Raw genomic sequence first — 20,802 nt, 5'->3', positions numbered from 1 at the left:
AAACACCAAAGGAGTTTTGTATGGAGATTCAGAAGATTGACCTCATGCAAAAAGACATGCCGCGAAAGTGGTACAATATCCAGGCGGATCTACCCAAACCCCTTGATCCTCCTGTTGGGCCAGATGGCAAGCCTATTTCTCCTGATGCGTTAACGGCTATTTTCCCCAGGGCCCTCATTGAGCAGGAAATGTCCACGGAGAGGTGGATTGATATTCCCGAAGAGGTGTTAGATGTCTATGCTCGTTGGCGTCCTACCCCTGTTTTTCGGGCTATTCACCTTGAGCAATATCTGAAAACCCCGGCAAAGATATACTACAAGTATGAAGGAGCCTCACCGGCTGGTTCTCACAAGCCCAATACCGCTATAGCCCAGGCCTACTATAACAAAAAGGAGGGTGTTACCCGTCTCACCACAGAAACAGGGGCCGGTCAATGGGGGAGTGCTCTTTCCTTGGCAGGGGCTCTCTTCGGTGTGCAGGTGCGTGTGTATATGGTGAAGAGTAGCTACAATATGAAACCTGCGCGTCGGCAGCTCATGGCCACATGGGGGGCTGAATGTATTGCCAGCCCGAGTAATCTCACCGAATTTGGGCGTAAGATCCTTGCCGAAGATCCGTCCAATCCGGGGAGTCTTGGTATTGCGATTAGTGAGGCGGTGGAAGAAGCTGCGAACAGAAATGATACTAATTATGCCCTTGGGAGTGTTCTCAATCATGTCCTCCTTCATCAAACAATCATTGGCCTGGAGGCCAAGGCTCAACTCGCCAGTGTGAACGCCTACCCCGATGTGGTGATTGGTTGTGTAGGGGGTGGAAGTAATTTTGGAGGAATTGCCTTTCCCTTTTTGCATGATGTGATCAGAGAGGGTAAAAAGATCAAGGTGATCGCCGTGGAACCCAAGGCATGTCCGACCCTTACCAAAGGGCTTTATACGTATGATTACGGGGATACAGCAGGGATGACCCCTATCATGAAGATGCATACCCTTGGTCATACCTTCATGCCACCTACGATCCACGCGGGAGGGCTTCGCTACCATGGGATGGCCCCGTTAGTCAGTGCGGTTCTCAACGAGGGGCTTATTGAGGCCAGGGCCTACTACCAGAAGGAGGTTTTTGAAGCCGGAGTTCTTTTTGCGAGAACTGAGGGAATGGTCCCAGCTCCGGAAACCACCCACGCGATCAAGGCTGCTATTGATGAGGCTATACGGGCGAGAGAAGAAGCCACCCCGAGAACCATTCTCTTCAACTTTAGTGGGCATGGTTTCTTTGACATGAGTTCCTATCAACTCTACTTTGAGGGTTCTATGGAGGATTACGAACATCCAGACAAGGCCATTCAGGAAGCCCTCCATCACCTTCCCCTTCAGGCAAAATAAGAAAAAGAACCGGGCTGATTGAGACAGCCCGGTTCTTTGTTTCTTTTTTCCTATGGGCTCCTTTCCTATTCCTGCTCAAGGTGAAGAGAAGAGTTCTGTTTGAGAGGGGAAAGTGACGCCAGAGGAGAGGAGAATTTCCTGTGAGAGTTGTTTTTTTTCTCTTTTTGTGCTATAGTAAATGGAGAGAAAAGTATCGTGGTATCAAAACAATCTGTACAAAAGGAAAGAGAATGGATATCAAAGCCCTTTCCGATGAGGAGATTGTAGCCTCTCTGCAAAAAGTGGCAAAGGACGGAGATACCTTTGCACCGGAGGCGCTTCCCTACCTTGAGGTTTTGTATGATCGGTATTTTGATAGGGTTATCCAGTGGGCACAAACGGCAGGTGTGAAGAAGCAAGAAGCCATCGATGTGGCCCAGGAAGCCTTTATTCGGCTTTATTATCGTTGTCGGAGTTATGACCCTTCTCGGCCGTTTCGGTTCTGGTTTTTCAAGTTGGTGTACAACCTTTCCATGACCTATCTCAAACAACAACAAAAACCACTTTCGTTTGAGGAACATTTTTCGTTTGACGAATTGCCAGAGGATGAGGAAAAAAATTTTTCAGAAAAATTTCAATTTTGGGACACTTTTTATGGTATATTGTATGAAATGCCAGAGAAGCTTCGAGTGGTGCTGATGTGGCATCTCTTAGAAGACATGAGTTTTGATGAAATTGCGCAAATACTTAATATTTCCTCCCGTCAAGTAAGAAATCGGTATGACAAAGCCTTGGAGTGGGCGAGAGAACGACTTGGGAGGGACAACAGCGATGAAAGGTAAGGGGCAGGAAAGAAGATTTAAGGGGCAACGAGAGAAAGAAGCCTTGATAAAAGGGCTTCTTCTCTCCTTCCGTGAGGCGATGAAGGTGGAAAAACCGCCTTTCGCCCAGTTTGTGCGCCAGTGCGAAAAGCGCATGGCTTCAGCGAGGGAAGCACGCAGGCTGGCCGCGAGGAGATGGGGTATGACTCTTCGCTGGGGGTTAGCGCTGGCAAGCGTGCTTATCCTTGGTGTCTTCGTTGGTCGGGGATTTTTCTTCCTTTCGGCGAAGAAGGACTTTGTGGCTACCCAGATGGGCAGAGTGGAGATAGCCAAGGGATCGAGTCTCCATGTTTCTCAGTACAAGAGGGATTCTTTGAGAGTGATCCATTTTGTGCTTTCTTCGGGTGAGGCAAAATTTGAGCCTGAGAAACTTCCCGGGGATGTGCGCTATGTTGTGGAAACCCCCCATCTCTATATTCGTGTGGTGGGAACGGTATTTCGGGTTCGGGTAGATGCTGAGGCTACCGTGGTCAAGGTTGAAGAGGGAAAGGTATGGTGCTATCCACGAGCGGAAGGGTACACCCTGAAAACGGTTTTGCAGGAGGAGAGTCCCAATAAAAGTGTGGCTATTTTGAGTGGTGGGGGAGAACATATCTGGAAAGAAAAGAAAAAAACTGAGGGAGTGACAAAAGAGGTCGTTAAGGAAAGTGAAAAAGCGGTTTCCCAACAGGTGAAAATCCCTCAAAAGGATCAAACGAGTGCTTTTTCAACGGATGGAGAGAAGTGGAGTTTTCTTTTTTACCAGGAATACAAAAATTATCGAGTGAGGTTAACGGCTTCTCAGCGACTGGAGATTGTGTCTCTTGCTGAGAAAAAAGAGGCATCCATTGATCTTTCTTCATGGGCGAAAAGCTGGTTTATGCCGGTACTTTTACCGGATTCTGTGGTGGTGGTCTCTCATACGGGGATTATTCTTCGTTTTCGTTATGATGGAAAGATTCTTTTCAAGCTTCGCCCTGTGGACGGGAAAGTGGTGGGAGAACCCCTGGTCACAGGTCGAGGGGTTGTTCTCATGCAAACCCATGGCTTAACGGTGTGTTTGTGGGAGGGGACATTCTGGACTCTTCCTGCTGAGGCATCCTTCCTCTCAAGAAGCAGGCCGTACTATGATGAGGAGAGGGATGTTCTTGTCTATGCGAATGAGGCGGGGAGTATTGCAGGTTACAGTATGGCTAAAAGAGAGATACTCTGGACGCACCGATTGGTGAGGGAATTTGTAGGAGCCCCAATCATTGGAAAAGAGGGAGTTGCCTATCTTTATGGAGGAAATGGAAACGTCCTTATTGCCGTCGATGTGAGGGATGGGCATTTTGTCTGGAGTACTTCTCTGGAGGCACCTCTTCAAAAGATGGACATCGTAGGGGAGAGATTGGCACTGGTTCTTGCCTCTTCAAAGGGGAGCCATATCCAGTTGTTTTCTCTTCGGGAAGGGGAGAAGGTTGTCACCTTTGTACTTTCGAGTGGGATTAAAACCTCTCTCCGGGAGAAAAAGATGTGGTATCTTCTCACCGAAGAGGGGGAGGTCTATCGCCTTGATACCGAGGAGGGAAGACTTCATCTGGTGACAAAGGTTCAGGATGTGACGGGGCTTACCTTTATCAGTAACCGTTTAGCCACAGTAGGGGCCTCTGGTCTTCGGTTTATTGAGAAGTAAGAGGCAAAGGGTAGAAATTCAGGTTGGAGAGGATTCGGTAGTCTCCTCCCATATTCCAGAAGGTATATCCTGAACCGCCGCCATCCCATGTTCCTGAAATCTCACGTTGCACATAACTTTCGTTGTAGTATTTTCTATCATAACTTACCCCTATCTTGAAAGCCTGAACGTAAGGGCGTATGAGGGACTGTTTTTTGGCGATCCAGTGGTTGCGTTTACTTCCGTAAAAGTAAATCCGATAGGGCCTTTCTTCGGCCGGTTCATAAGCCATAAAACCCTGGTCAAAGTGAGAAGGATAGTACATGGGACAGAACGTGTCCACGAAAGAGGAGAGAAGGTCTATCTCCTGGTAGGTTCTGAGGCTTGTTCTATACCAGCCGTTAGCTCCATAGATATCCATGCTGAGAGGAACATCAAGATGCCTCCGCATATATCTGAAAAAGGAATAGAGAAGTGACTCTGGGGTCATACCCTGGGCTTTTGCCCGGTAAAAGAGGTGGGAGAGATTCTCTCCATCGGTGGGGAAACGTACATAGTCAAACTGTATCTCATCAAATCCTAAGGCAACGGCTTCTTGAGCAATGGCAAGATTGTATTGCCAGACGAGGGGGTGGTAAGCATCGACCCAGTATTCCTGGATCTCTTTTTTGGTTTCTCCCGTCGTCTTTATGCCCTGCCATGGCTTGGAAGAGTTTTTGTCCCAAGAAGCAAGCATAAAGTTACTGCTACTATAGAGCACTCTATCCTGGAATAGCACAATTCTGGCAATAAGATACCATCCCCTTTTTTTGGCTTCTTCAATAAAAGAGGAGAGGGGGAGAGGACGTGAATGACCCAACTGTTTGAGGAGGGGGGTTTTGGGAGAAAACCTGAGGTTTCCCCAGTCGTCTTTGAGGTCTATCACAAGAGCGTTGGCTTTTTTTTCTTCCATGAGGGAGAGAATGGGTTTGAAACGAGATGGTTTGGACACAATGAAAGGGGGAAGATAAAAGGCCACCTTGTTTTTTGCTTTCTCCTGTCGTGGGGAGAGAAGAGGAGGCTGAAAAGCCCACAGGTCAGAGAGAACAACGCCATCTATCCAGAGACAGGACACCGTTCCCTGTTTTTTGTCTCTGAAAAGCTGGCAAAGACTGGCAACCTGGTGGTGTTTTTCCCATGGTTTTAGCTTTATGCCATCGAAAACCATAATACCCTGGTCGCTTGTGAGAAGAAGCCCTTCTTCAGAAAGAGTAAGCCCAGAAACAAAACCGTCATCTAAAGCCAATTTTTGTACCTTTTCCCATCGTTTGTTTGTATAAGAATAGAGATGGGGGAAAAAGTTGTTCACCGCCCAGATGCCCTTCCATTTTCCAGAGGAAACCACAAGAAGAGATGATATCTCTTCGTTGTAAAGGGTATCAGCAAAAAGACCACGGCTCTCTCTTTTCCAGTTTCCTTCATAGCGGAAGATGCCATTCAGGGCATGTCCTGCCCAGAGAGTAAGGCGCGGGGTAGCGCTGATGGCTACACTCAGCCATCCACGGTAAGTGGGAGAGCCAAGAGAGATCCAGCTCTGGCCAGCGTTGGTAGAGAGATAGACGGTACTTTTTGAACAGGCGGCCCATACGGAGGGGTTATCCGGGGCGATAGCCACGTCCATGAGAGGTTCTGTATCGGGAAAGTAGTGAACACCCTCTTCGGAGAGATCCTGAATGAGCCACGTCTGAAGGCCTGTGTTTTTTGGGCTTATTTCCCCTGAGGCGGGGTCAAAAAAGAAAAGCCCATGGGAGGTTCGAAGAAGGATACCTGAAGGGGCAGAAAGTATTTCCCATACGCTTCCATTGGTCCAGATAGGCAAAAAGTCTTTGTTTGTATAGACAAAAAAGCCTTTGTCTGAACCGACGTAGATGGCGCTATAAAGAAGACAGGGGATTATCAGGAAAAAAAGAGAGAAAGCCTTTTTCATAAGACCTCCAGAGGGAAAAAGATATGCTTTTTGTAATAGCCGGGGGTGAGGGAAAGTTCCCGGGCAAGTGTGAGAGCCTTTTCTATTCCTTCTCCCACCTCTTCTGGCCGGTGAGCGTCCGATCCGAGGATAACCTTCTTGCCACCTTTTTGGGCGTATCGTGTGAGAATCTGGATATCTGGCATACTGAAGGGAAGGCCTTTTCTCCAGAGGGAGGTGTTGATCTCTAGAGCTATATCTTTTTCTATAATGAGGGAGAGAATTTCATCCACCATATCCCATGGAATATGATAAGAAGCAAGGTATCTTCTCGGAAAATCCATGTGGGCAACGGCATCAATGTCGGTGGTTTCTACCATGCGACGAACCTCTGAAAGATAGGCCTCATAAACTGCCTCATCGGGAACAGTTTGTGTAGCGAGAGGGCCGAATACCTTACCTGCGACATGGATAGAACCTAAGAAAAGGTCAAAGGGCAGGTCTTTCCATTGTTGAAGAAGAGAAGGGTTATTCTGGATTTCTCCTATTTCGACACCGATGAGAAGACCCGGGAATTGCTTTTGTTTATTGGTCAGAAAAAGGCATCGGCTTTCTACATCGAACGTGTACTCTTTGTCTTCCCATACCTGATAGTGGTCAACGATGGTAAAAAAATTAAGCCCTTTTTTTTGCGCGGTAATGGCAATCTCCTCTATAGAGGAGGAGGAATCAGGGGAAAAAAAGCTATGGATGTGCGAATCAGCCAGCACAACTATGCCTCCTCTTCCTCTCGGATGAAAAGGGATGCGGCTTCATCGAAGGCGACGCTGACAACCTTGGAAACACCCTGCTCTTCCATGGTGACACCATAAAGGGCATCACAGATCTCAAGGGTTGACTTTGAGTGAGAAACAATCAAGAACTGAGAGACTTCCTTGAAGTCAAGGAGAAGTCTTTTGAAGCGTTCAATATTGTCGTCATCGAGGGGGGCGTCCATTTCGTCTAACACAACAAAGGGGGTGGGTTTCAGGTGGAGAATGGCAAAGATCACCGAGATGGCGACAAGAGCCCTTTCTCCTCCGGAGAGAAGAGAGATTGATTGAAACTTTTTTCCTGGTGGTTCTGCCATGATGTTGATACCGGAGTTAAGGACATCATTTTCATCAACTAAGATGAGATCAGCCCTTCCTCCATCAAACATTCGGGCAAAGATTTTTCGGAAAGATTTTCGGATAGCCTCAAAGGAGGAGACAAAGAGTTCTCTTGACTTTTCATTGGTTTCTTCAATGAGATTCACAATATCCTGCATGGCTTTTTCACTGTCTTGCTTTTGTTGTTCGAGGTAGTCCCGACGTTCCCTTGCATTTCGGTACTCCTCGATAGCAAGGAGGTTCACATCCCCTAACTGGGTGAGATCCTGGCGGAGTTTGGTTATGGTTTTGTGAAGAGAGTCAATGGTGTCTCCCTCCTGGAGGGGAACATCGGAAGGCGAGCAGTTATAGATTTCCTGGATACGGCTGATAATAGCCTGCTGGTTTGCCTGACGTTCCTGGATGGCGTTTTCGAGTCCTCCGATGCGTTTTTCGAGGGTCTGGATGTCGATTTCGATCTCTTTTCTGAGAGATTCCAGGGACTTTCGCTGCTTGAGAATGGATTCCACCTGGGAACGAATATCGGTGAGATTTTTCTGGTAGTGGTCTAAATCACGGGAGAGGAGGGAGAGTTTCTCTTCAGCTTCTTCAATGAGGCTTTCTAATTGCTCGACAATCTGCTCTGAATTGTCAATATCCCGGGTGTAATTGGTTCTGGTTCTCTCGATCTCTTCAATCTGATGACCGATACGCTGGATTTCTGTGGCTAATGACTTGTACTGCTCGTCAATGCGTACACTTTCTACACGCTGATTGTTGAGTTTTTCAAGCTCTTTGTTGAGTTCGGTTTTTTTGTCGGCGACATCGGCTTCATATTCTTCGATAATCTGCATGATGTTTTCGAGCTGGCTTTGTTTTTGAAGAATACGGTCCCCGTATTGAGCAAGAGTATTCTGGATCTGGGCGTATGTTTCTTCTGAATTATGGTGTTCTCGTTCAAGTTTTTTGATCTCTTCTTCAAGCGAATGTACCTCGTACTCAGCGCGGGTATAGGAGGCCTGGATGTTTTCTCGCAGGGTCTGGAGTTCTCGAAGACGTTCCTGGAGGGCTTCGATCTTCAGACGGTTGTCTTCGATGACCGACGAAATTTCTTCGATGTTTTCCTGGATGCGTTCTTTCTGGGTATAGGTGCCCTCTTCGCTGTAAAGGATACCAAGGATACTTTCGTAAGAGGACTGGATTTCTTTGAAGAGATTTTTGAGACTACTGAGATACTCTTTGCTCTGTTCGAGATGGCTGTTGGCAAGAGACGATTCTATTTTGGTGAAGAGATCGGCAAGTTTGGCCTCTAAAAGGGGCCTTCTCTGGGAGAAGGCTTTGATTTCTGTGGCCTGTTTTTCGAGGGACTCGATGATGATTTTGTCCACTGACTTGAGTTTTTGTTGAAGATTCTGGATACTCTGCAAAAGGCTCTGGTTTTCTTTTTTGAGGTCGGATTCCTCTTTGCTGTTTTGTTGCATCTGGGTGGTGATATCCTGAACCTCGAGGGCAATGCGGTCACGTTTTTGTTTGAGTTCTGTGAGAAGGTTTTGTTTTTCCTCCCATTGACTTGAGAGGGCTTGTTTCTGATGAAAGATTTCCTCGAGTTTTTTCTGCAGGCTATCTCTCTGGAATTCTAAGGTGAGAATATCCTTCTTGAGAGCATCCACATGGTCACGGGTCACGGTTTGAGAGAAGCCCAAGTTTCTTGACTTTTCGAGAAGGGCTTGATTGAGGAGTTTCATGCTCTCGTGGAGGTTGTCGATGGTTCTCTGGATATCAGAGAGTTTTTCTTTGGCATTTTCCCTGAGCTCTTCAATCGAAGAGAGGGCTTCCTGTTTTTTCTGGTATTCTTCACGGAGGGCTTTTTCTCTTTCAGCCCCTTCTGAAAGACGCTGGGAGAGACTCTCTATTTGTTTTTCAAGGAAGGCTTTTCGTTCACGGTTGGATTTGATCTGAGTCTGGAGTTCAGTGATGTTTTTTTCTAAGGAAGTGATTTTCTCACGCCATTCGTTTTGCTGGCTTTCTTTCTGGGAAAGTTCTTCATCGAGGGTGATGAGGCTCTCTTCGATTTCGGAGAGTTTGGCCTGTTTCTGGGTGAGCTGGGTTTCTATTTTTTGTTTGTCGGCTATTTTGGCCTCGATTTCTTCCTGCATGTTTTTGACACGGAGAACCTCAAAGCGAAGTTCGCAGGAGGTGAGTTCGGCTTTTATTTCGTTGTATCTTCGGGCATTTTCCGCCTGTTTTTCGAGTTTGATGAGTTCTTTTTCAAGTTCGATAATCACATCCTGTACACGTTCAAGGTTGGCTCGTGCTGCTTCAAGTTTTTTCTCTGCCTCTTCTTTGCGAAACTTGAATTTGGAAATACCGGCAAATTCCTCGAAAAGCAGTCGTCTCTCCTCGGGGCTTTCCGAGAGAAGCCGGTCAATTTTCCCCTGTTCAAAGATAGCGTAACTATCCCTTCCTATGCCTGTATCGAGAAAGATTTCTACAATATCCTTGAGTCGAACACGAGATTTGTTGATAAAGTACTGTCCCTCTCCTGAGCGGAAAATGCGTCTTCCAATACTTACCTCATTGAAGTCTAAAGGAAGCCAGTGGTTTTCGTTGGAAAAGGTGAGGGTGACCTCAGCCATTCCTTTTGGGGAACGGTTCTGGGTTCCGTTGAAAATGACGTCTTCCATTTTCTCACCACGCAAACTCTTGGCGCTTTGTTCACCAAGCACCCATTTGATGGCCTCGACAATGTTGGATTTTCCTGACCCATTGGCCCCTACAATGCCAGTGATGCCATCTACGCACTCTAATGTGGTTTTGACAGCAAACGACTTGAATCCGTCAAGCTCGATGGTTTTGAGATACCGTGCCATGGATACTCCTTCTGAAAGAGCCTTTTATTATAGGATGGTTTTTTTTTCTTGGCAACTTTTGGGCTCAGAAAAAAAGAGGGGATATCCATATCCGTCGGACATCCCCTTTTGGGGCTAACAGGAGTCGAACCTGTGGCCCACAGTTTAGGAAACTGTTGCTCTATCCCTCTGAGCTATAGCCCCATTATAATATATTATTGTAGGCAAAAAGTGGGTTTTTGTCAATTTTTGCTTTAGCCACTATAGACACGGTGATAAGGCATAACTAACCGAAAACTTTTTTTGAAGGAAAGGAAAAGAAGTGAGGTAAGATGAAAACTATAACGAGCGTTATGAGAGGTATAGAGTTGATAAAAAAAGGAAATGGGCTCAAGAAGGGAACCATCATCGAAAAGGGAAGTGGCCGGGGCAATGACATGGCGTGTTCCCTGAGAGAGGGTATGAGCGGCGATGGATTGGGAGGAAAAGAGTATTTCGCAGGAGTGAAAAAAAGCCAGATCCTCAGCCAAAACAGGAAGGCCGGAAATGGGTTGGTTATTGAGGAGAAGGGAGCCTTTCTTGCCGTGGGCAATGACATGGAGAGAGGTATAGACAGAGTCCCATACCACCGAAAAGAGAAACTCACCTGCCACAAGGGTAGCAGGGGCAAGGGAGAGAAGAGTTTTTATCTCTTGTTCTGCGCCGGCAAGAGAATCATCTGAAATTACCAAACGTTTCTGGTTTCCTGAGAGGGATTTGGGATTGGCAATAGGCAGAAAAAATTCCCAGAGGGTGTTTTCTTTGTGGGTGGGGAAGATCCAGAGGGGAAGATCTCCATGGGAATAGAGTTGTATCCACGAGGTGTTGAGTATAGCTAAAGGAATACGAAAGGTTTCACAAAAAAGCCCAAAAGCCTCTTCACACGTATGTTCGGTAGGAGGGGAAGAAGAGAGAAAAAGGCTGAGTTTGTGGGAAAGAAGAAGCCATTCTTCCCAGGGAAGGTAGGATTCATAAAGCAGGTCATCCCGGGAGATCTGTAAACGAAGGTAGGTGGACTTTTTTTGGTAAAATAAAAGACGAAGAGGGGGAGAGGTTATTTTCTTGTGGAGAAGGTGATGATGGGGTGAGAGAGACGATGAGGAGGGCTCCCACCAGCAAGGGTTCTCTTGTTCCATAGCGTTTTCCTATGGATTGGGTTTTACCACCACAACCCGGCCTGTTTTGAGGGCTTCGTGGGTTCGGGCATTGGCCAAAAGTTTTTTGGCGTCTTTGCGGCTTATAACGACTTCGGTGGGGTTTCTGCCACGGACGGCTAAAGGAACGACATAAAAGATTTTTGTACCAAGTCGACGGCTTTGAAAAGCTGCTCCAAGACTGGCCACATACTCACAAACTCCCTGGTTGAAAAGAACATTCTCCTCAACGACTTCAGGACCATAGATGAGGTTATTGTCTTCGTCGTATATTCTGAAGTAGAGGGAGGGGAGAAACTGAGTGTAGAGAAAAACATCCACAATGACGCCATCATACCAGGCAAGGTCTCGCTGCTTTTGAATATAAGAGGTGAGAGATACCTTGCTGATGTCCCGAAAGAAGAGAGGGGCAATTCCTTTGGGACCAAAAAAATCCAGCTCGGCTATGCCCTTGACAAAATTTCCTTCGTGCACAAGGGGGTAATAAAAGGCTTCGTTGACGCGTTCAAGAAGTTCGCTACGGATCTGGCTCTGAAGGGAATAGTAGTCCCGGAGAAGAAAGAGATCTGAGATTTGAATATATCCCATGGTTTTCACAAGTTTTTCCCTGAGTTCACTTCTCACTTCGCTTTCTATTTGCGCTCGTGTTTTTCCTATATTGGGAGAGGTATTGGCAGAAAAGGGAAGACGTACCTCACACCGGATTTTCCCCTGAGTCCAGTTGATGGTACTCTGGTAGGCCGGGAGAGATTGAACCACCTCGGTTGTTTTGGCTTTTTCGATATCCCAGAAAAAATCAATAGCCCACAGGGGGTATGCCAAGAGCCCGACAAAAAGCATCATCTTTTTCATCATGATCTCCCTTTCCAGGATAGTTTATTGTAACTGAGTGATGAGAAAAAGACAAGTTTTCAGAGAGAAAGAGTGAGCGAAGTGGGGCTGGTAGAGATCGTTTTCTTTGTGAGAAAGCTATTCCCTTGTTTCAACCTATCTCCCTTTTTGCTGAAACATCGATAGAACTCTTGAGACCTTTGCACGAATGTGCGAAGGTCTCAAGAAAGTAATAAAAAACAAAAAATAATATAAAAATATTTCTTCTCGTAATCAATAATCCTATTTTTTTGAATAGAAAAGACAAATAAGCCCCTGTAAACAGAAAAAGCGGGGTTTCAGGGGTGTAGCCCCTGGCCCAGACAGGGGAAGAAAACACCCGTGCAAAGGTCGCTATATGGTCTTTTCCTGGTTTTGAGAAGCCCGTTCAAAGGCAAAAATTCCCACAAAGAGAAGCATAATCCCTATCCATTTGAAAAAAGAGACGGTTTCTTGAAAAAAAAGAAAGCCAAAAGCCGTAGCAAAGACAGGAGAGGCAAGCTCTAACGCGGCAGCCTGGGCGGTTTTCAGTCGTTTAAGTCCTTCGTAATAGAAGAAATATCCAATGCCGATGAGTGCCCCAAAGAGAAGAGACGGCCAGGAGAGCACGAGAGAGCGACTCACAACAAGAGCAAGAAGACCATACAAAGGGGTGGCTACCGCAAACCTTCCCATGGTGATAAGAGAAGAGGGGAGATCCTGGAGATACTTTTTGGCTAAAAGTCCTGAAAGAGCCCAGAAGAGGGTGGCAAGAAGAACCAGGAGATCCCCTGTGTTGCCAAAGCGAAGCCCAAGAAGATTGGAGAGACTCCCGCTCATGACGAGTATGGCGGACAAAAGCATGGCCATGATTCCTCCGTAATCCCAGAGAGAGAATTTCCCCTCATGGAAAAGGAAATGACCGAATAACACAAGGAAGACAGGCTGCAGGTGGGCAATGAGAACCGCGTTCACCACAGGGGTTTTGAAAAAGAGAATGGCCACAAAATACAAAAGGTCAGAGACAAAACTGCCCAAAAAACCGATAAGAAAAAGAGCCCGAAGATGAGCGACGTGGATTTTAGAGGGAGAAACTTCTTTTTTGTCCAGAAGGGTTTGACGAACAAAGAAAAAGAAAAGAGACACCACCACACATCCCAAAGCCCTTGAAAAGAGTAAATGATCAAAAGAGACCTCTGTTCCGATGAGACGGGCAATGATGGGTTCTAAAGCCCAGATGGCTGCCGCTCCCAAGACAGCCGCGATACCGACAAGTCGCATACGTTCTCCTTTTGAGATGATCAGAAGGCTGTCCTCTATAGAAAGGACAGCCAGAAGGGTTATTCCCTGTTTTTTCCTGTGGAAAAGTCCCAAAAGTATAAAGCAAATGAGAGAAAAAGTCTATGGGGGAAACGGAAAAATTTTTTAGGAAAGTCCTTAAAAACACTTTCCCGTTTTGACCTTTTGACAGTTCGAGGGGTCCTGGCCGCATCGATAACAGATTTCATTGGTAAGGGGCTTCCCGTCAATGAAATCCTTGATATTCTGGAGGGTGGTACGGGCAATGTTATCAATAGCCTCACGGGTGAAAAAGGCCTGGTGAGAGGTGACAATCACATTATTGAAGGTAAGAAGTCTCGCTAACACATCATCATCCAGGACCTCTGTGGAATAATCCTCAAAGAAGTAGTCTCCCTCTTCCTCATAGACATCCAGCCCGGCGTATCCTACCTTTCGGCTTTTTAAGCCCTCAATCAGAGCCTTGGTATCAATGAGTTTCCCGCGGCTGGTGTTGATAATCATGACCCCATCTTTCATCTTGGCAATAGCCTCGGCATTGATCATGTATTCTGTGGAGGGCAGAAGGGGGCAGTGAAGGGTGATGATATCCGATTCCCGGTAAAGGGTATCTAAGTCCACGTAGGTAAATCCAAGATTCTGGGCAATATCCTGTTTAGGGAAGGCGTCGTAAGCCAAAACCCGCATCCCCAACCCTTTCAGGATCTGGATCATGATCTGACCAATCTGTCCTGTGCCAATAACCCCCACCGTTTTGCCATGCATATCAAAGCCCATCAACCCCTGGATGGTAAAGTTTTTGTCAAGGACACGGGTGTAGGCCTTGTGGATTTTGCGGTTGAGGGTCATCATGAGGGCAAGGGCATGTTCCGCCACAGCATAGGGAGAGTAGGCCGGTACACGAACGACGTGGATACGGTTATAGGCGGCCTTGAGATCCACATTGTTGTAGCCTGCACATCGCATCGCGATGAGTTTGACATCCATGGCCACGAGTTGATCAACGACATAGGAGGTGACCTCATCATTCACAAAAAGACATACTGCATCATATCCCTTGGCCATGAAAACCGTATCATCAGAGAGTTTCTCTTTGAAGTACCGAAGTTCAAACCCATAGTCGGTATTGAAACGGTCAAAACTCTCCATGTCATAAGGTTTGGAATCAAAGAAGGCTATCTTGAAACTCATACCTCTCCTCGCTATTTGAAATTTTCCTCATCAAGAAGGCGTTTTTCTCCCCGCAGGGCTTGAATATCGGTGATATCTCTTGTGACCTCAAGAGTCCCTAAATAGGCGCCACTCTCATCCCGAACCGGAAAATACTCAATCAGAATCTTTCGATCATGAAGGTCAATCCAGAAGCGAGCCTCCTGGCGACTTCCATCCCTGAAACCATTCAAGATTTTTTCAACTAAGGGAAGACTTTTTGGGGGATGGCAGTTCTGTACCTTTCGGTTCAGGTCCATTTTGGTACGGGGGAATATTCTTCCATGTTTGGGGGTGTTAAAAAACTTCACCCTGTCCTCTGCATCCACAAACGACACATCTACCGGCAAAGCATCCATAATAGCCTCAATGGTCTCAATGGAAAGTTCTTTCAGATTCATCTTTTTCCTCCTATTATTTCGTCTATAGTTTACTTCTTTTCCTCAGAAAGAGCAAAAAAACCAACTTCTTCTGTGGCTTCTTTGACATTTAACCAGTCTTGTTGTGAAAGAACCTCCAAAGCCACCTTGTAGAGAATATTCTGTTCCTTCTGTGTGTGCAACAAAAACTTTTCGTAAAGTCTCATGGAAAGGGTATACATTTGATTAACCCATAAAGTAAAATCCATCTCTTTTGCCTTCTCGAAGAGAAGGAGAAGGGCCTTTTTATCCTGACGCATTTCAGTATGTTCTTGCCACATAATAGCGGGAGGTTTTTCTATGCCTTTTTGTTCGAGAGCGGGAAAAAGAGCGCTTTCCTGCCGGACATTGTGGTTTTCAGCTTCCATCAATTTTTCTAAAAGGAACTTCACTTTGGCGAGATGGGATTCCACCTCGTTCCAGTTATCGTAATTGGCTATTTCTTTGATAGTTTCCCGGAGTTTGTCCATCCACGCAAGAATGATACGATGATCCTCCTGAAATCTTGCAATAGGATGATCCTCCGGTACTTTGAGGTCAGGGTTCTGGATCTTCTCGCGGAAAAGTTCAAGGTGAATGTCGCATACGGCTAAAAATTCATTCATACTCATCCCTTCTGAGGCCAAATCCTGTTCTGCCATGGCAATAACAAGAGGGTCTGCCTGATCAAGGAGGGATTTGAAATCTGATTTCATCTTTTCAATCTCAGTGGAGGTGGTTTCCGTTTTAATTTTTCTCATCATGGTTTTGAGTTTTTCTCGGAGATCTGTCTGAGCCGGTGAGAGAAGAATATCTGCCATATCAGGCCTCCTTTTTGTAGAATCCCACTATTACAGTGGAATCTTTGGTTTCGTAAAACACCTCATATTGTTGAGTTTTGAGATAATCAATTAACGGATAAGGGACAAACTCCTGGATGACTAAGAGACCTTCTCCTGGTTCTAATCTCTGGACGGTGGTGGTAATTTCTTCGAAGGGATGAGATTTGCCACGTACATCGAGAAGAGGAAAAGTAGTTCTTTGTTCCCACCAGGGAGGTTTTTCTGTTGGCCGGTAAATGTCTGGATTCATTGACAGATTTGCTGTGGAAGACTTTTCTTGTTGGAGATACTCTTCTCCCAATCCGATGGCATCATTAAGTTGATAAAGCATCTCTCGCAGATATATGTTGCCCATAGCGGCGGCTTTTTTGACAGTGGTGAGTCTTGCCACTGTTTGGAAAAGTGCTGGATTATTCAAATTCTGATAACGGGGAGAAATTTCTAAAAGTCGCTGTTTAACCTCTGGATAACGGGTGACAATGTCATAGATGGTATCATCAGGAGTGATAAGCTTCTTTTCCATATAACCTCCTTTTCCTACAATTTTAGTATACTTTTTGAAAAAGAAAAAGTCAAGTATTTTAGTATGTTTTTAAAACTTTTTTCTTTTTTTATTTCACAAAAAATCAGAAAATAATCCTTTTAAGGACTCGAATTCTCTGGACTGGTTTTTGGAAGGAAAATCTCCTTGCTAAGAATTAAGGGGAGTATTTTTATGAGAGAGATATTATTTTTTCTTTGTTCTATATCTTTTATGGTGGCCAATCCAAAAAACTTCCCAAACCCATTGACAGGAAACTAAGAGAGATTTATAATAAACGTAATAAACTTTTAGAGATGAGGGTATCATGGGTCAAAACCACAAGCGAGTGACCATTTACGATGTGGCAAAAAAGGCGGGGGTTACTGCTGCCACCGTATCTCGTGTGATTAACGGCAAGACAAACGTTGCCCATGAAACAAAAGAACGTGTACTCAAGGCTATTGAGGAACTCAACTATTACCCATCGCCCCTTGCGGCTGGTCTCCACTCTCATCAGTCCAATCAGATAGGGATTCTTGTGCCTTTCTTTTTCGGGGAGTTTTTTTACAAGGTTCTTTCTCATATCTCGCAGGTGATTCCTTTTCCCTATGAACTGGTCCTGTATGATGCCGCAACCCCTGAAATCAAAAGCCGTACTATTCAGAAGATATTTGGGGAGAAAAAACTCAATGGCCTTATTGTGATTTCCCTTCCGCTTTTGAAAGAGGAGGCCTTTCTTGCGATGCAATCTGAACTTCCCCTTGTTTTGCTTGACAATGTCCATCCCAGCTTTCCTTCTGTCTATTTTGATAACGTGATGGGTATGTTTCATGCCACTCAGCATCTCACCAAGATGGGACACAAGCGGATTGCTCTTATCAATGGGGCTCATGAGGATCCCTTTCATTTAGCTGTGGCCAAGAATCGTCATGAGGGATATCGTCTAGCCCTTGATATGGCCAAGATTCCTTTTGATCCTGATCTTGTCTTTGTCAATGACTGGTCAAGGCAAGGGGCGAGGTTTTTGACCCACAAGATTCTCAAGATGAAGAATCGTCCTACCGCCATTATGGCTACCAGTGATCTTCAGGCCGTGGGAGTGCTTGAGGCCTGTCAGGAAGCTGGGGTAGCTGTTCCCGATGAGATATCGGTGGTGGGGTACGATGATATGGACTTTGCTGACTTTTTTGGTCTCACGACGGTTCAACAGTCGTTTCAGACCATTGCCCGTATTGCCCTTGATATGCTTGTTCAGGCCATGAATCATCCAGGAAGCAAACCAGAACAGGTGGCGCTTATACCAACGGTTGTGGTGCGGAAGACGACCAAGGCCTTAGAGTAAGATTTTTTGTGGGGAAGTGACATGCGAAAACTGCTTATTATTGGGGCAGGAAGTGCGGGACAGAGCCTTGCACGGGAGATTCTTGCCCATCGAAGTGATAGATATGATATTGTTGGTTTTCTTGATGATCAGCCATTTCACAGTGAGTTTTTTGGAAAGCCTGTGTTGGGTCGGCTTGATGAGGCGAGGGATATCATCTTTCGCTACGAGATTGATGAGGTTTTGATAGCTATTCCTTCAGCAAGTCGGCAGACCATGCGCAGGATATTTCAGGCCCTGGCCTATACACCTGTTCATATCAAGGTAGTGCCTGGTCTATTGGAGATTATTGAGGGGACGGTTTCCCTGAGTCAGGTGCGGCAAATAGAACCTGTTGATCTTTTAGGGAGGGAAGAGGTTACCTTGGATCCAGAAAGGCTTCGGCCTCTTTATGAGGACAAGGTGGTTCTTGTGACGGGCGGGGGAGGTTCTATAGGCTCTGAACTGGTGCGTCAACTTCTTTCTCTTCCTATTCAAAGGGTGGTGGCGGTAGGGAGAGGGGAAAACTCTCTCTATGAACTTCTTCAGTCGGTGAGGGACAATCGTCTCAGCTATCGGATTGCCGATATCAGGGACAGGGATCTGATGAGGCATGAGTTTCTTTCCCTTCGTCCCCATGTGGTTTTTCATGCGGCGGCCCACAAGCATGTGCCTTTTATGGAAGAGTTTCCCCATGAGGCAGTGATGAATAACATCTTAGGGACATGGCATGTCTATCAGGCGGCAAAGGAAGCGGGGGCGCAGAGGTTTGTGATGATATCCACGGACAAGGCGGTCCATCCCACCTCAGTGATGGGGGCTACCAAACGGTTGGCAGAACTTCTTGTTCTCAGTGCGGGAAGAGAGGATGGCATCCGGGTTTCTGCTGTTCGATTTGGCAATGTCCTTGGGTCGAGAGGGAGTGTGCTTCCGCTTTTTATTCGACAGATTCAGCAGGGGGGACCGGTGACCATCACCCACCCGGACATGAAGCGCTATTTTATGTCTATTCGTGAAGCGGCGAGGCTTGTGATTCAATCAGCGACTCTTTTGGAGGGGGATATCCATATTCTGGACATGGGAGAACCTATTTCTATTTTAGATATGGCAAAGACCCTGATAGCCCTTTATGGACATAGGCCTGAGGAGATAGAGATTGTGTTTACAGGTCTCAGGCCGGGGGAGAAGCTTACCGAGGAACTTGTCGAGAATCCACAAAAACTTCATCCATCAACTTTCAAAAAGCTTTTTTATACGGAGGAGGAAACTTTCTGGTCTTCTGAAAAGCGAGAGAGGTTTCTTGCAGAGGCCGAGGAGGCTATAAAGACCTACAACGCGGAAAAGGTGAGACAGTTTTTGAAGAGGTGGCTTACCGATTATCAGGGGGTATCCCTATGAGAAAGGTTTCTTTTTCCCCGCCGGACATTACCGAAGCAGAAATTCAGGCGGTTACCGAGGTACTTCGTTCTGGGTGGATTACCACAGGGCCTGTGACAAAGGCTTTTGAAGAGGAGTTGGCTCGTTTTCTTGGGGTTTCCCGGGTGGTGTGTATGAATTCGGCAACCGCTGGTATGGAAATGGTCCTTCGGCTCTGGGGAATAGGCCAGGGGGATGAGGTGATAACGACGCCTTTGACATTTGCCGCCACGGTGAATGTGATTCTTCATGTGGGGGCAAAGCCTGTGTTAGTGGATATTGAACCGGGGACCTATCATATCAATCCTTCTTTGGTGGCAAAGGCTATTACAAGGCGCACCAAGGCTATTTTGGCTGTGGATTATGGGGGGTGGAGTGCCGACTATGAGAGGCTTCTGGAGATAGCGGAGGGGTCAAAAAACTTGTTTCGTCCTCGCAAAAACACCCCCCAGGAGTGGATAGGGAGAATTCTTGTGATGGCTGATGCGGCTCATAGTCTTGGGGCTACCTACAAGGGGAAACGGGTTGGAGCGGTGGCCGATGTGAGTGTGTTTTCTTTCCATGCGGTGAAAAATCTCACCACGGCTGAGGGGGGGTGTGTCTCCTGGTCTGAGAGATTGAGACCCTATGATGAAGCGCTTGAGAGAGGACTTCGACTTCTGATGCTCCATGGGCAGAACAAGGATGCACGACAGAAGTATGAGGGGGGTGGTTGGCAGTATGCTATAGAGCTCCCCGGCTATAAATGTAATCTCACCGACATTGCTTCCGCTATTGGGCTTTCTCAATTGAAACGGTATGAGAGTATGCTTGCGAAGCGCAAGGCCCATGTAGAGGCTTACAATAAGCATTTAAGCCGGTTTTCTTCTCTTATTATCCCCCACAATCCCCCCTGGGAAGGGGAGCCGTCGTACCATCTGTATCCTCTCAGGGTTCCTCCTTTGTGGAGGGATACTCTTATCAAAGAACTTGCAGCCGCTGGGATTCAGGCGAATGTGCATTTTATTCCTTTGTACTATCACCCGGCGTATCGTTTTCTTCGTTATCGAGCGGACGATTTTCCGGTGACAGAAGCCTTTTATCAGGGAGAAATCAGTCTTCCTCTTTCTTCTGCTCATACCGAGGAAGAGAGGGAAACGGTGATTCGGGTTCTTGGTGAGATAGTATCTTCAAAGTAAGGGGATAAGAAAAACGAGACCTTTGCACATTCGTGCAAAGGTCTCGAAAAAGTAATAAAAAGCAAAAATCAAGTTAAATGTGTTTCTTTATGTAATAAATAATCCTATTTTTTGGAATAAAAAAGGCAAATAAGCCCTTGTAAACAGAAAAATCGGGGTTTCAGGGGCGTAGCCCCTGACCCAGACAGGGAGAGAAAACACACCCGTGCAAGGGTTTCAAAACAGGGATTTTTCTTATTCAAAAGACAACTTCCAGAGAAAAACTTTCGACCATGTGTCTTCTCCATATGACACTGAATACCTATTTTCACATTTCTTACGAACAGGGAAATAACACGAAAAATCTCTGTTCTTTCAATTCTTTTTTCTGTACCCCAGGGGGCCGCTTTTGCGGTTGTGTGTCTTTTGCCGCAAGGGGGAAGTCCTTCCGAAGTGAGGGTGCAGGAGGCACCCGGGGCGATATCGTATGTTGCTTTTTCCCGTAAGCCCACCGAAGCGTAGCCGCGGGGACCCCGCTTTGGCGGGGAATCGGCGGAGCAAGGTGGGCGCTATGCTTCCGAAGTCAGGAGGACGAGTTGTGGTTGCCGAAGTCTAGAGGGCGAGGCAATGTCGCCCACGGAGGAAGGACTTCCCCTGGAAGGAGAGGATGTTTTTCTCCTTACTCGCAAAAGCGGCCCATCCTCCGTCCGAGGCGCATGCGTAGCATGCGACGAGGACAACGCCCCCTTTGTCCGTAGGG

General features: G+C 46.5%; 16 protein-coding genes and 1 tRNA gene. 6 read left to right on the top strand and 11 right to left on the bottom strand.

Annotated elements, in window-relative coordinates; genetic code table 11:
* Positions 1-20 precede the first annotated feature (20 nt).
* The 3 genes from BREVNS_RS04460 (at position 21) to BREVNS_RS04450 (ending at position 3,893) form a co-directional block, all read left to right on the top strand.
* Positions 21-1,379, top strand: a complete 1,359-nt coding sequence (locus BREVNS_RS04460) for a TrpB-like pyridoxal phosphate-dependent enzyme (protein ID WP_483427853.1) — start codon at positions 21-23, stop codon at positions 1,377-1,379.
* A 140-nt stretch (positions 1,380-1,519) separates the two neighbouring features.
* A complete protein-coding gene (locus BREVNS_RS04455) occupies positions 1,520-2,200 on the top strand; it encodes an RNA polymerase sigma factor (RefSeq protein ID WP_483427852.1) in 681 nt (226 codons plus the stop codon).
* Positions 2,139-3,893 carry an outer membrane protein assembly factor BamB family protein gene (locus BREVNS_RS04450; protein ID WP_483427851.1) on the top strand — a complete coding sequence of 585 codons (1,755 nt, stop codon included), beginning with the start codon at positions 2,139-2,141 and terminating at the stop codon, positions 3,891-3,893. Before BREVNS_RS04455 ends, BREVNS_RS04450 begins: the two co-directional genes overlap by 62 nt.
* Here the strand turns inward: BREVNS_RS04450 and BREVNS_RS04445 are convergent.
* The 11 genes from BREVNS_RS04445 to BREVNS_RS04395 form a co-directional block, all read right to left on the bottom strand.
* A complete protein-coding gene (locus BREVNS_RS04445; RefSeq protein ID WP_483427850.1) occupies positions 3,880-5,838 on the bottom strand; it encodes a putative glycoside hydrolase in 1,959 nt (652 codons plus the stop codon). The genes BREVNS_RS04450 and BREVNS_RS04445 overlap by 14 nt on opposite strands.
* Positions 5,835-6,587 carry a histidinol-phosphatase HisJ family protein gene (locus BREVNS_RS04440; RefSeq protein ID WP_483427849.1) on the bottom strand — a complete coding sequence of 251 codons (753 nt, stop codon included), beginning with the start codon at positions 6,585-6,587 and terminating at the stop codon, positions 5,835-5,837. The genes BREVNS_RS04445 and BREVNS_RS04440 overlap by 4 nt, the downstream gene beginning before the upstream one ends.
* A 2-nt stretch (positions 6,588-6,589) precedes the next feature.
* The gene (locus BREVNS_RS04435; protein ID WP_483427848.1) at positions 6,590-9,817 is read right to left on the bottom strand and encodes a chromosome segregation SMC family protein; all 3,228 of its coding nucleotides are present in this window, start codon (positions 9,815-9,817) and stop codon (positions 6,590-6,592) included.
* Positions 9,818-9,926: 109 nt separating this feature from the next.
* A tRNA-Arg gene (locus BREVNS_RS04430) sits at positions 9,927-10,000 on the bottom strand.
* A gap of 50 nt (positions 10,001-10,050) precedes the next feature.
* Positions 10,051-10,971, bottom strand: coding sequence for a hypothetical protein (locus tag BREVNS_RS04425; RefSeq protein WP_483427847.1), 921 nt, complete (start codon positions 10,969-10,971; stop codon positions 10,051-10,053).
* A gap of 9 nt (positions 10,972-10,980) precedes the next feature.
* Positions 10,981-11,841 (bottom strand): hypothetical protein, encoded by an 861-nt coding sequence (locus tag BREVNS_RS04420; RefSeq protein WP_483427846.1) that lies wholly within the window; start codon positions 11,839-11,841, stop codon positions 10,981-10,983.
* A gap of 372 nt (positions 11,842-12,213) precedes the next feature.
* Complete coding sequence (locus BREVNS_RS04415; RefSeq protein WP_483427845.1) at positions 12,214-13,119, bottom strand: DMT family transporter; 906 nt, start codon at positions 13,117-13,119, stop codon at positions 12,214-12,216.
* A 156-nt stretch (positions 13,120-13,275) separates the two neighbouring features.
* Positions 13,276-14,328: a 2-hydroxyacid dehydrogenase gene (locus tag BREVNS_RS04410; protein ID WP_483427844.1), complete on the bottom strand. Its 1,053-nt coding sequence runs from the start codon at positions 14,326-14,328 to the stop codon at positions 13,276-13,278.
* An 11-nt stretch (positions 14,329-14,339) separates the two neighbouring features.
* The gene (locus BREVNS_RS04405) at positions 14,340-14,747 is read right to left on the bottom strand and encodes a PAS domain-containing protein (RefSeq protein WP_483427843.1); all 408 of its coding nucleotides are present in this window, start codon (positions 14,745-14,747) and stop codon (positions 14,340-14,342) included.
* 29 nt (positions 14,748-14,776) lie between these two features.
* Complete coding sequence (locus tag BREVNS_RS04400) at positions 14,777-15,565, bottom strand: DUF438 domain-containing protein (protein WP_483427842.1); 789 nt, start codon at positions 15,563-15,565, stop codon at positions 14,777-14,779.
* A 1-nt stretch (position 15,566) separates the two neighbouring features.
* Positions 15,567-16,109 (bottom strand): DUF1858 domain-containing protein, encoded by a 543-nt coding sequence (locus tag BREVNS_RS04395; protein ID WP_483427841.1) that lies wholly within the window; start codon positions 16,107-16,109, stop codon positions 15,567-15,569.
* A 325-nt stretch (positions 16,110-16,434) separates the two neighbouring features.
* On the opposite strand from BREVNS_RS04395, the gene BREVNS_RS04390 reads away from it, so the two are divergent.
* From BREVNS_RS04390 to BREVNS_RS04380, 3 genes are read left to right on the top strand one after another with little or no spacing between them, the layout of a single operon-like run.
* Positions 16,435-17,451 carry a LacI family DNA-binding transcriptional regulator gene (locus tag BREVNS_RS04390; protein ID WP_483427840.1) on the top strand — a complete coding sequence of 339 codons (1,017 nt, stop codon included), beginning with the start codon at positions 16,435-16,437 and terminating at the stop codon, positions 17,449-17,451.
* A gap of 21 nt (positions 17,452-17,472) precedes the next feature.
* Entirely contained in the window at positions 17,473-18,867 is a 1,395-nt protein-coding gene (locus BREVNS_RS04385) for a polysaccharide biosynthesis protein (protein ID WP_483427839.1), read from the top strand.
* Entirely contained in the window at positions 18,864-20,063 is a 1,200-nt protein-coding gene (locus BREVNS_RS04380; RefSeq protein WP_483427838.1) for a DegT/DnrJ/EryC1/StrS family aminotransferase, read from the top strand. Before BREVNS_RS04385 ends, BREVNS_RS04380 begins: the two co-directional genes overlap by 4 nt.
* Positions 20,064-20,802: the final 739 nt, after the last annotated feature.

The sequence above is a fragment of the Longinema margulisiae genome, from assembly GCF_025266855.1.
Lineage (GTDB): Bacteria > Spirochaetota > Brevinematia > Brevinematales > Thermospiraceae > Thermospira.
Note: the sequence above shows the minus strand (reverse complement) of the source record. Positions and strands in the feature narration are given on the sequence as shown.

Excerpts from the sequence above, each read along its gene's own strand:
- BREVNS_RS04460 (WP_483427853.1), top strand. The coding sequence starts at position 21 with ATGGAGATTCAGAAGATTGACCTCATGCAAAAAGACATGCCGCGAAAG.
- BREVNS_RS04450 (WP_483427851.1), top strand. The coding sequence starts at position 2,139 with ATGACAAAGCCTTGGAGTGGGCGAGAGAACGACTTGGGAGGGACAACA.
- BREVNS_RS04445 (WP_483427850.1), bottom strand. The coding sequence starts at position 5,838 with ATGAAAAAGGCTTTCTCTCTTTTTTTCCTGATAATCCCCTGTCTTCTT.
- BREVNS_RS04435 (WP_483427848.1), bottom strand. The coding sequence starts at position 9,817 with ATGGCACGGTATCTCAAAACCATCGAGCTTGACGGATTCAAGTCGTTT.
- BREVNS_RS04425 (WP_483427847.1), bottom strand. The coding sequence starts at position 10,971 with ATGGAACAAGAGAACCCTTGCTGGTGGGAGCCCTCCTCATCGTCTCTC.
- BREVNS_RS04420 (WP_483427846.1), bottom strand. The coding sequence starts at position 11,841 with ATGAAAAAGATGATGCTTTTTGTCGGGCTCTTGGCATACCCCCTGTGG.
- BREVNS_RS04415 (WP_483427845.1), bottom strand. The coding sequence starts at position 13,119 with ATGCGACTTGTCGGTATCGCGGCTGTCTTGGGAGCGGCAGCCATCTGG.
- BREVNS_RS04410 (WP_483427844.1), bottom strand. The coding sequence starts at position 14,328 with ATGAGTTTCAAGATAGCCTTCTTTGATTCCAAACCTTATGACATGGAG.
- BREVNS_RS04405 (WP_483427843.1), bottom strand. The coding sequence starts at position 14,747 with ATGAATCTGAAAGAACTTTCCATTGAGACCATTGAGGCTATTATGGAT.
- BREVNS_RS04400 (WP_483427842.1), bottom strand. The coding sequence starts at position 15,565 with ATGGCAGATATTCTTCTCTCACCGGCTCAGACAGATCTCCGAGAAAAA.
- BREVNS_RS04395 (WP_483427841.1), bottom strand. The coding sequence starts at position 16,109 with ATGGAAAAGAAGCTTATCACTCCTGATGATACCATCTATGACATTGTC.
- BREVNS_RS04390 (WP_483427840.1), top strand. The coding sequence starts at position 16,435 with ATGGGTCAAAACCACAAGCGAGTGACCATTTACGATGTGGCAAAAAAG.
- BREVNS_RS04385 (WP_483427839.1), top strand. The coding sequence starts at position 17,473 with ATGCGAAAACTGCTTATTATTGGGGCAGGAAGTGCGGGACAGAGCCTT.
- BREVNS_RS04380 (WP_483427838.1), top strand. The coding sequence starts at position 18,864 with ATGAGAAAGGTTTCTTTTTCCCCGCCGGACATTACCGAAGCAGAAATT.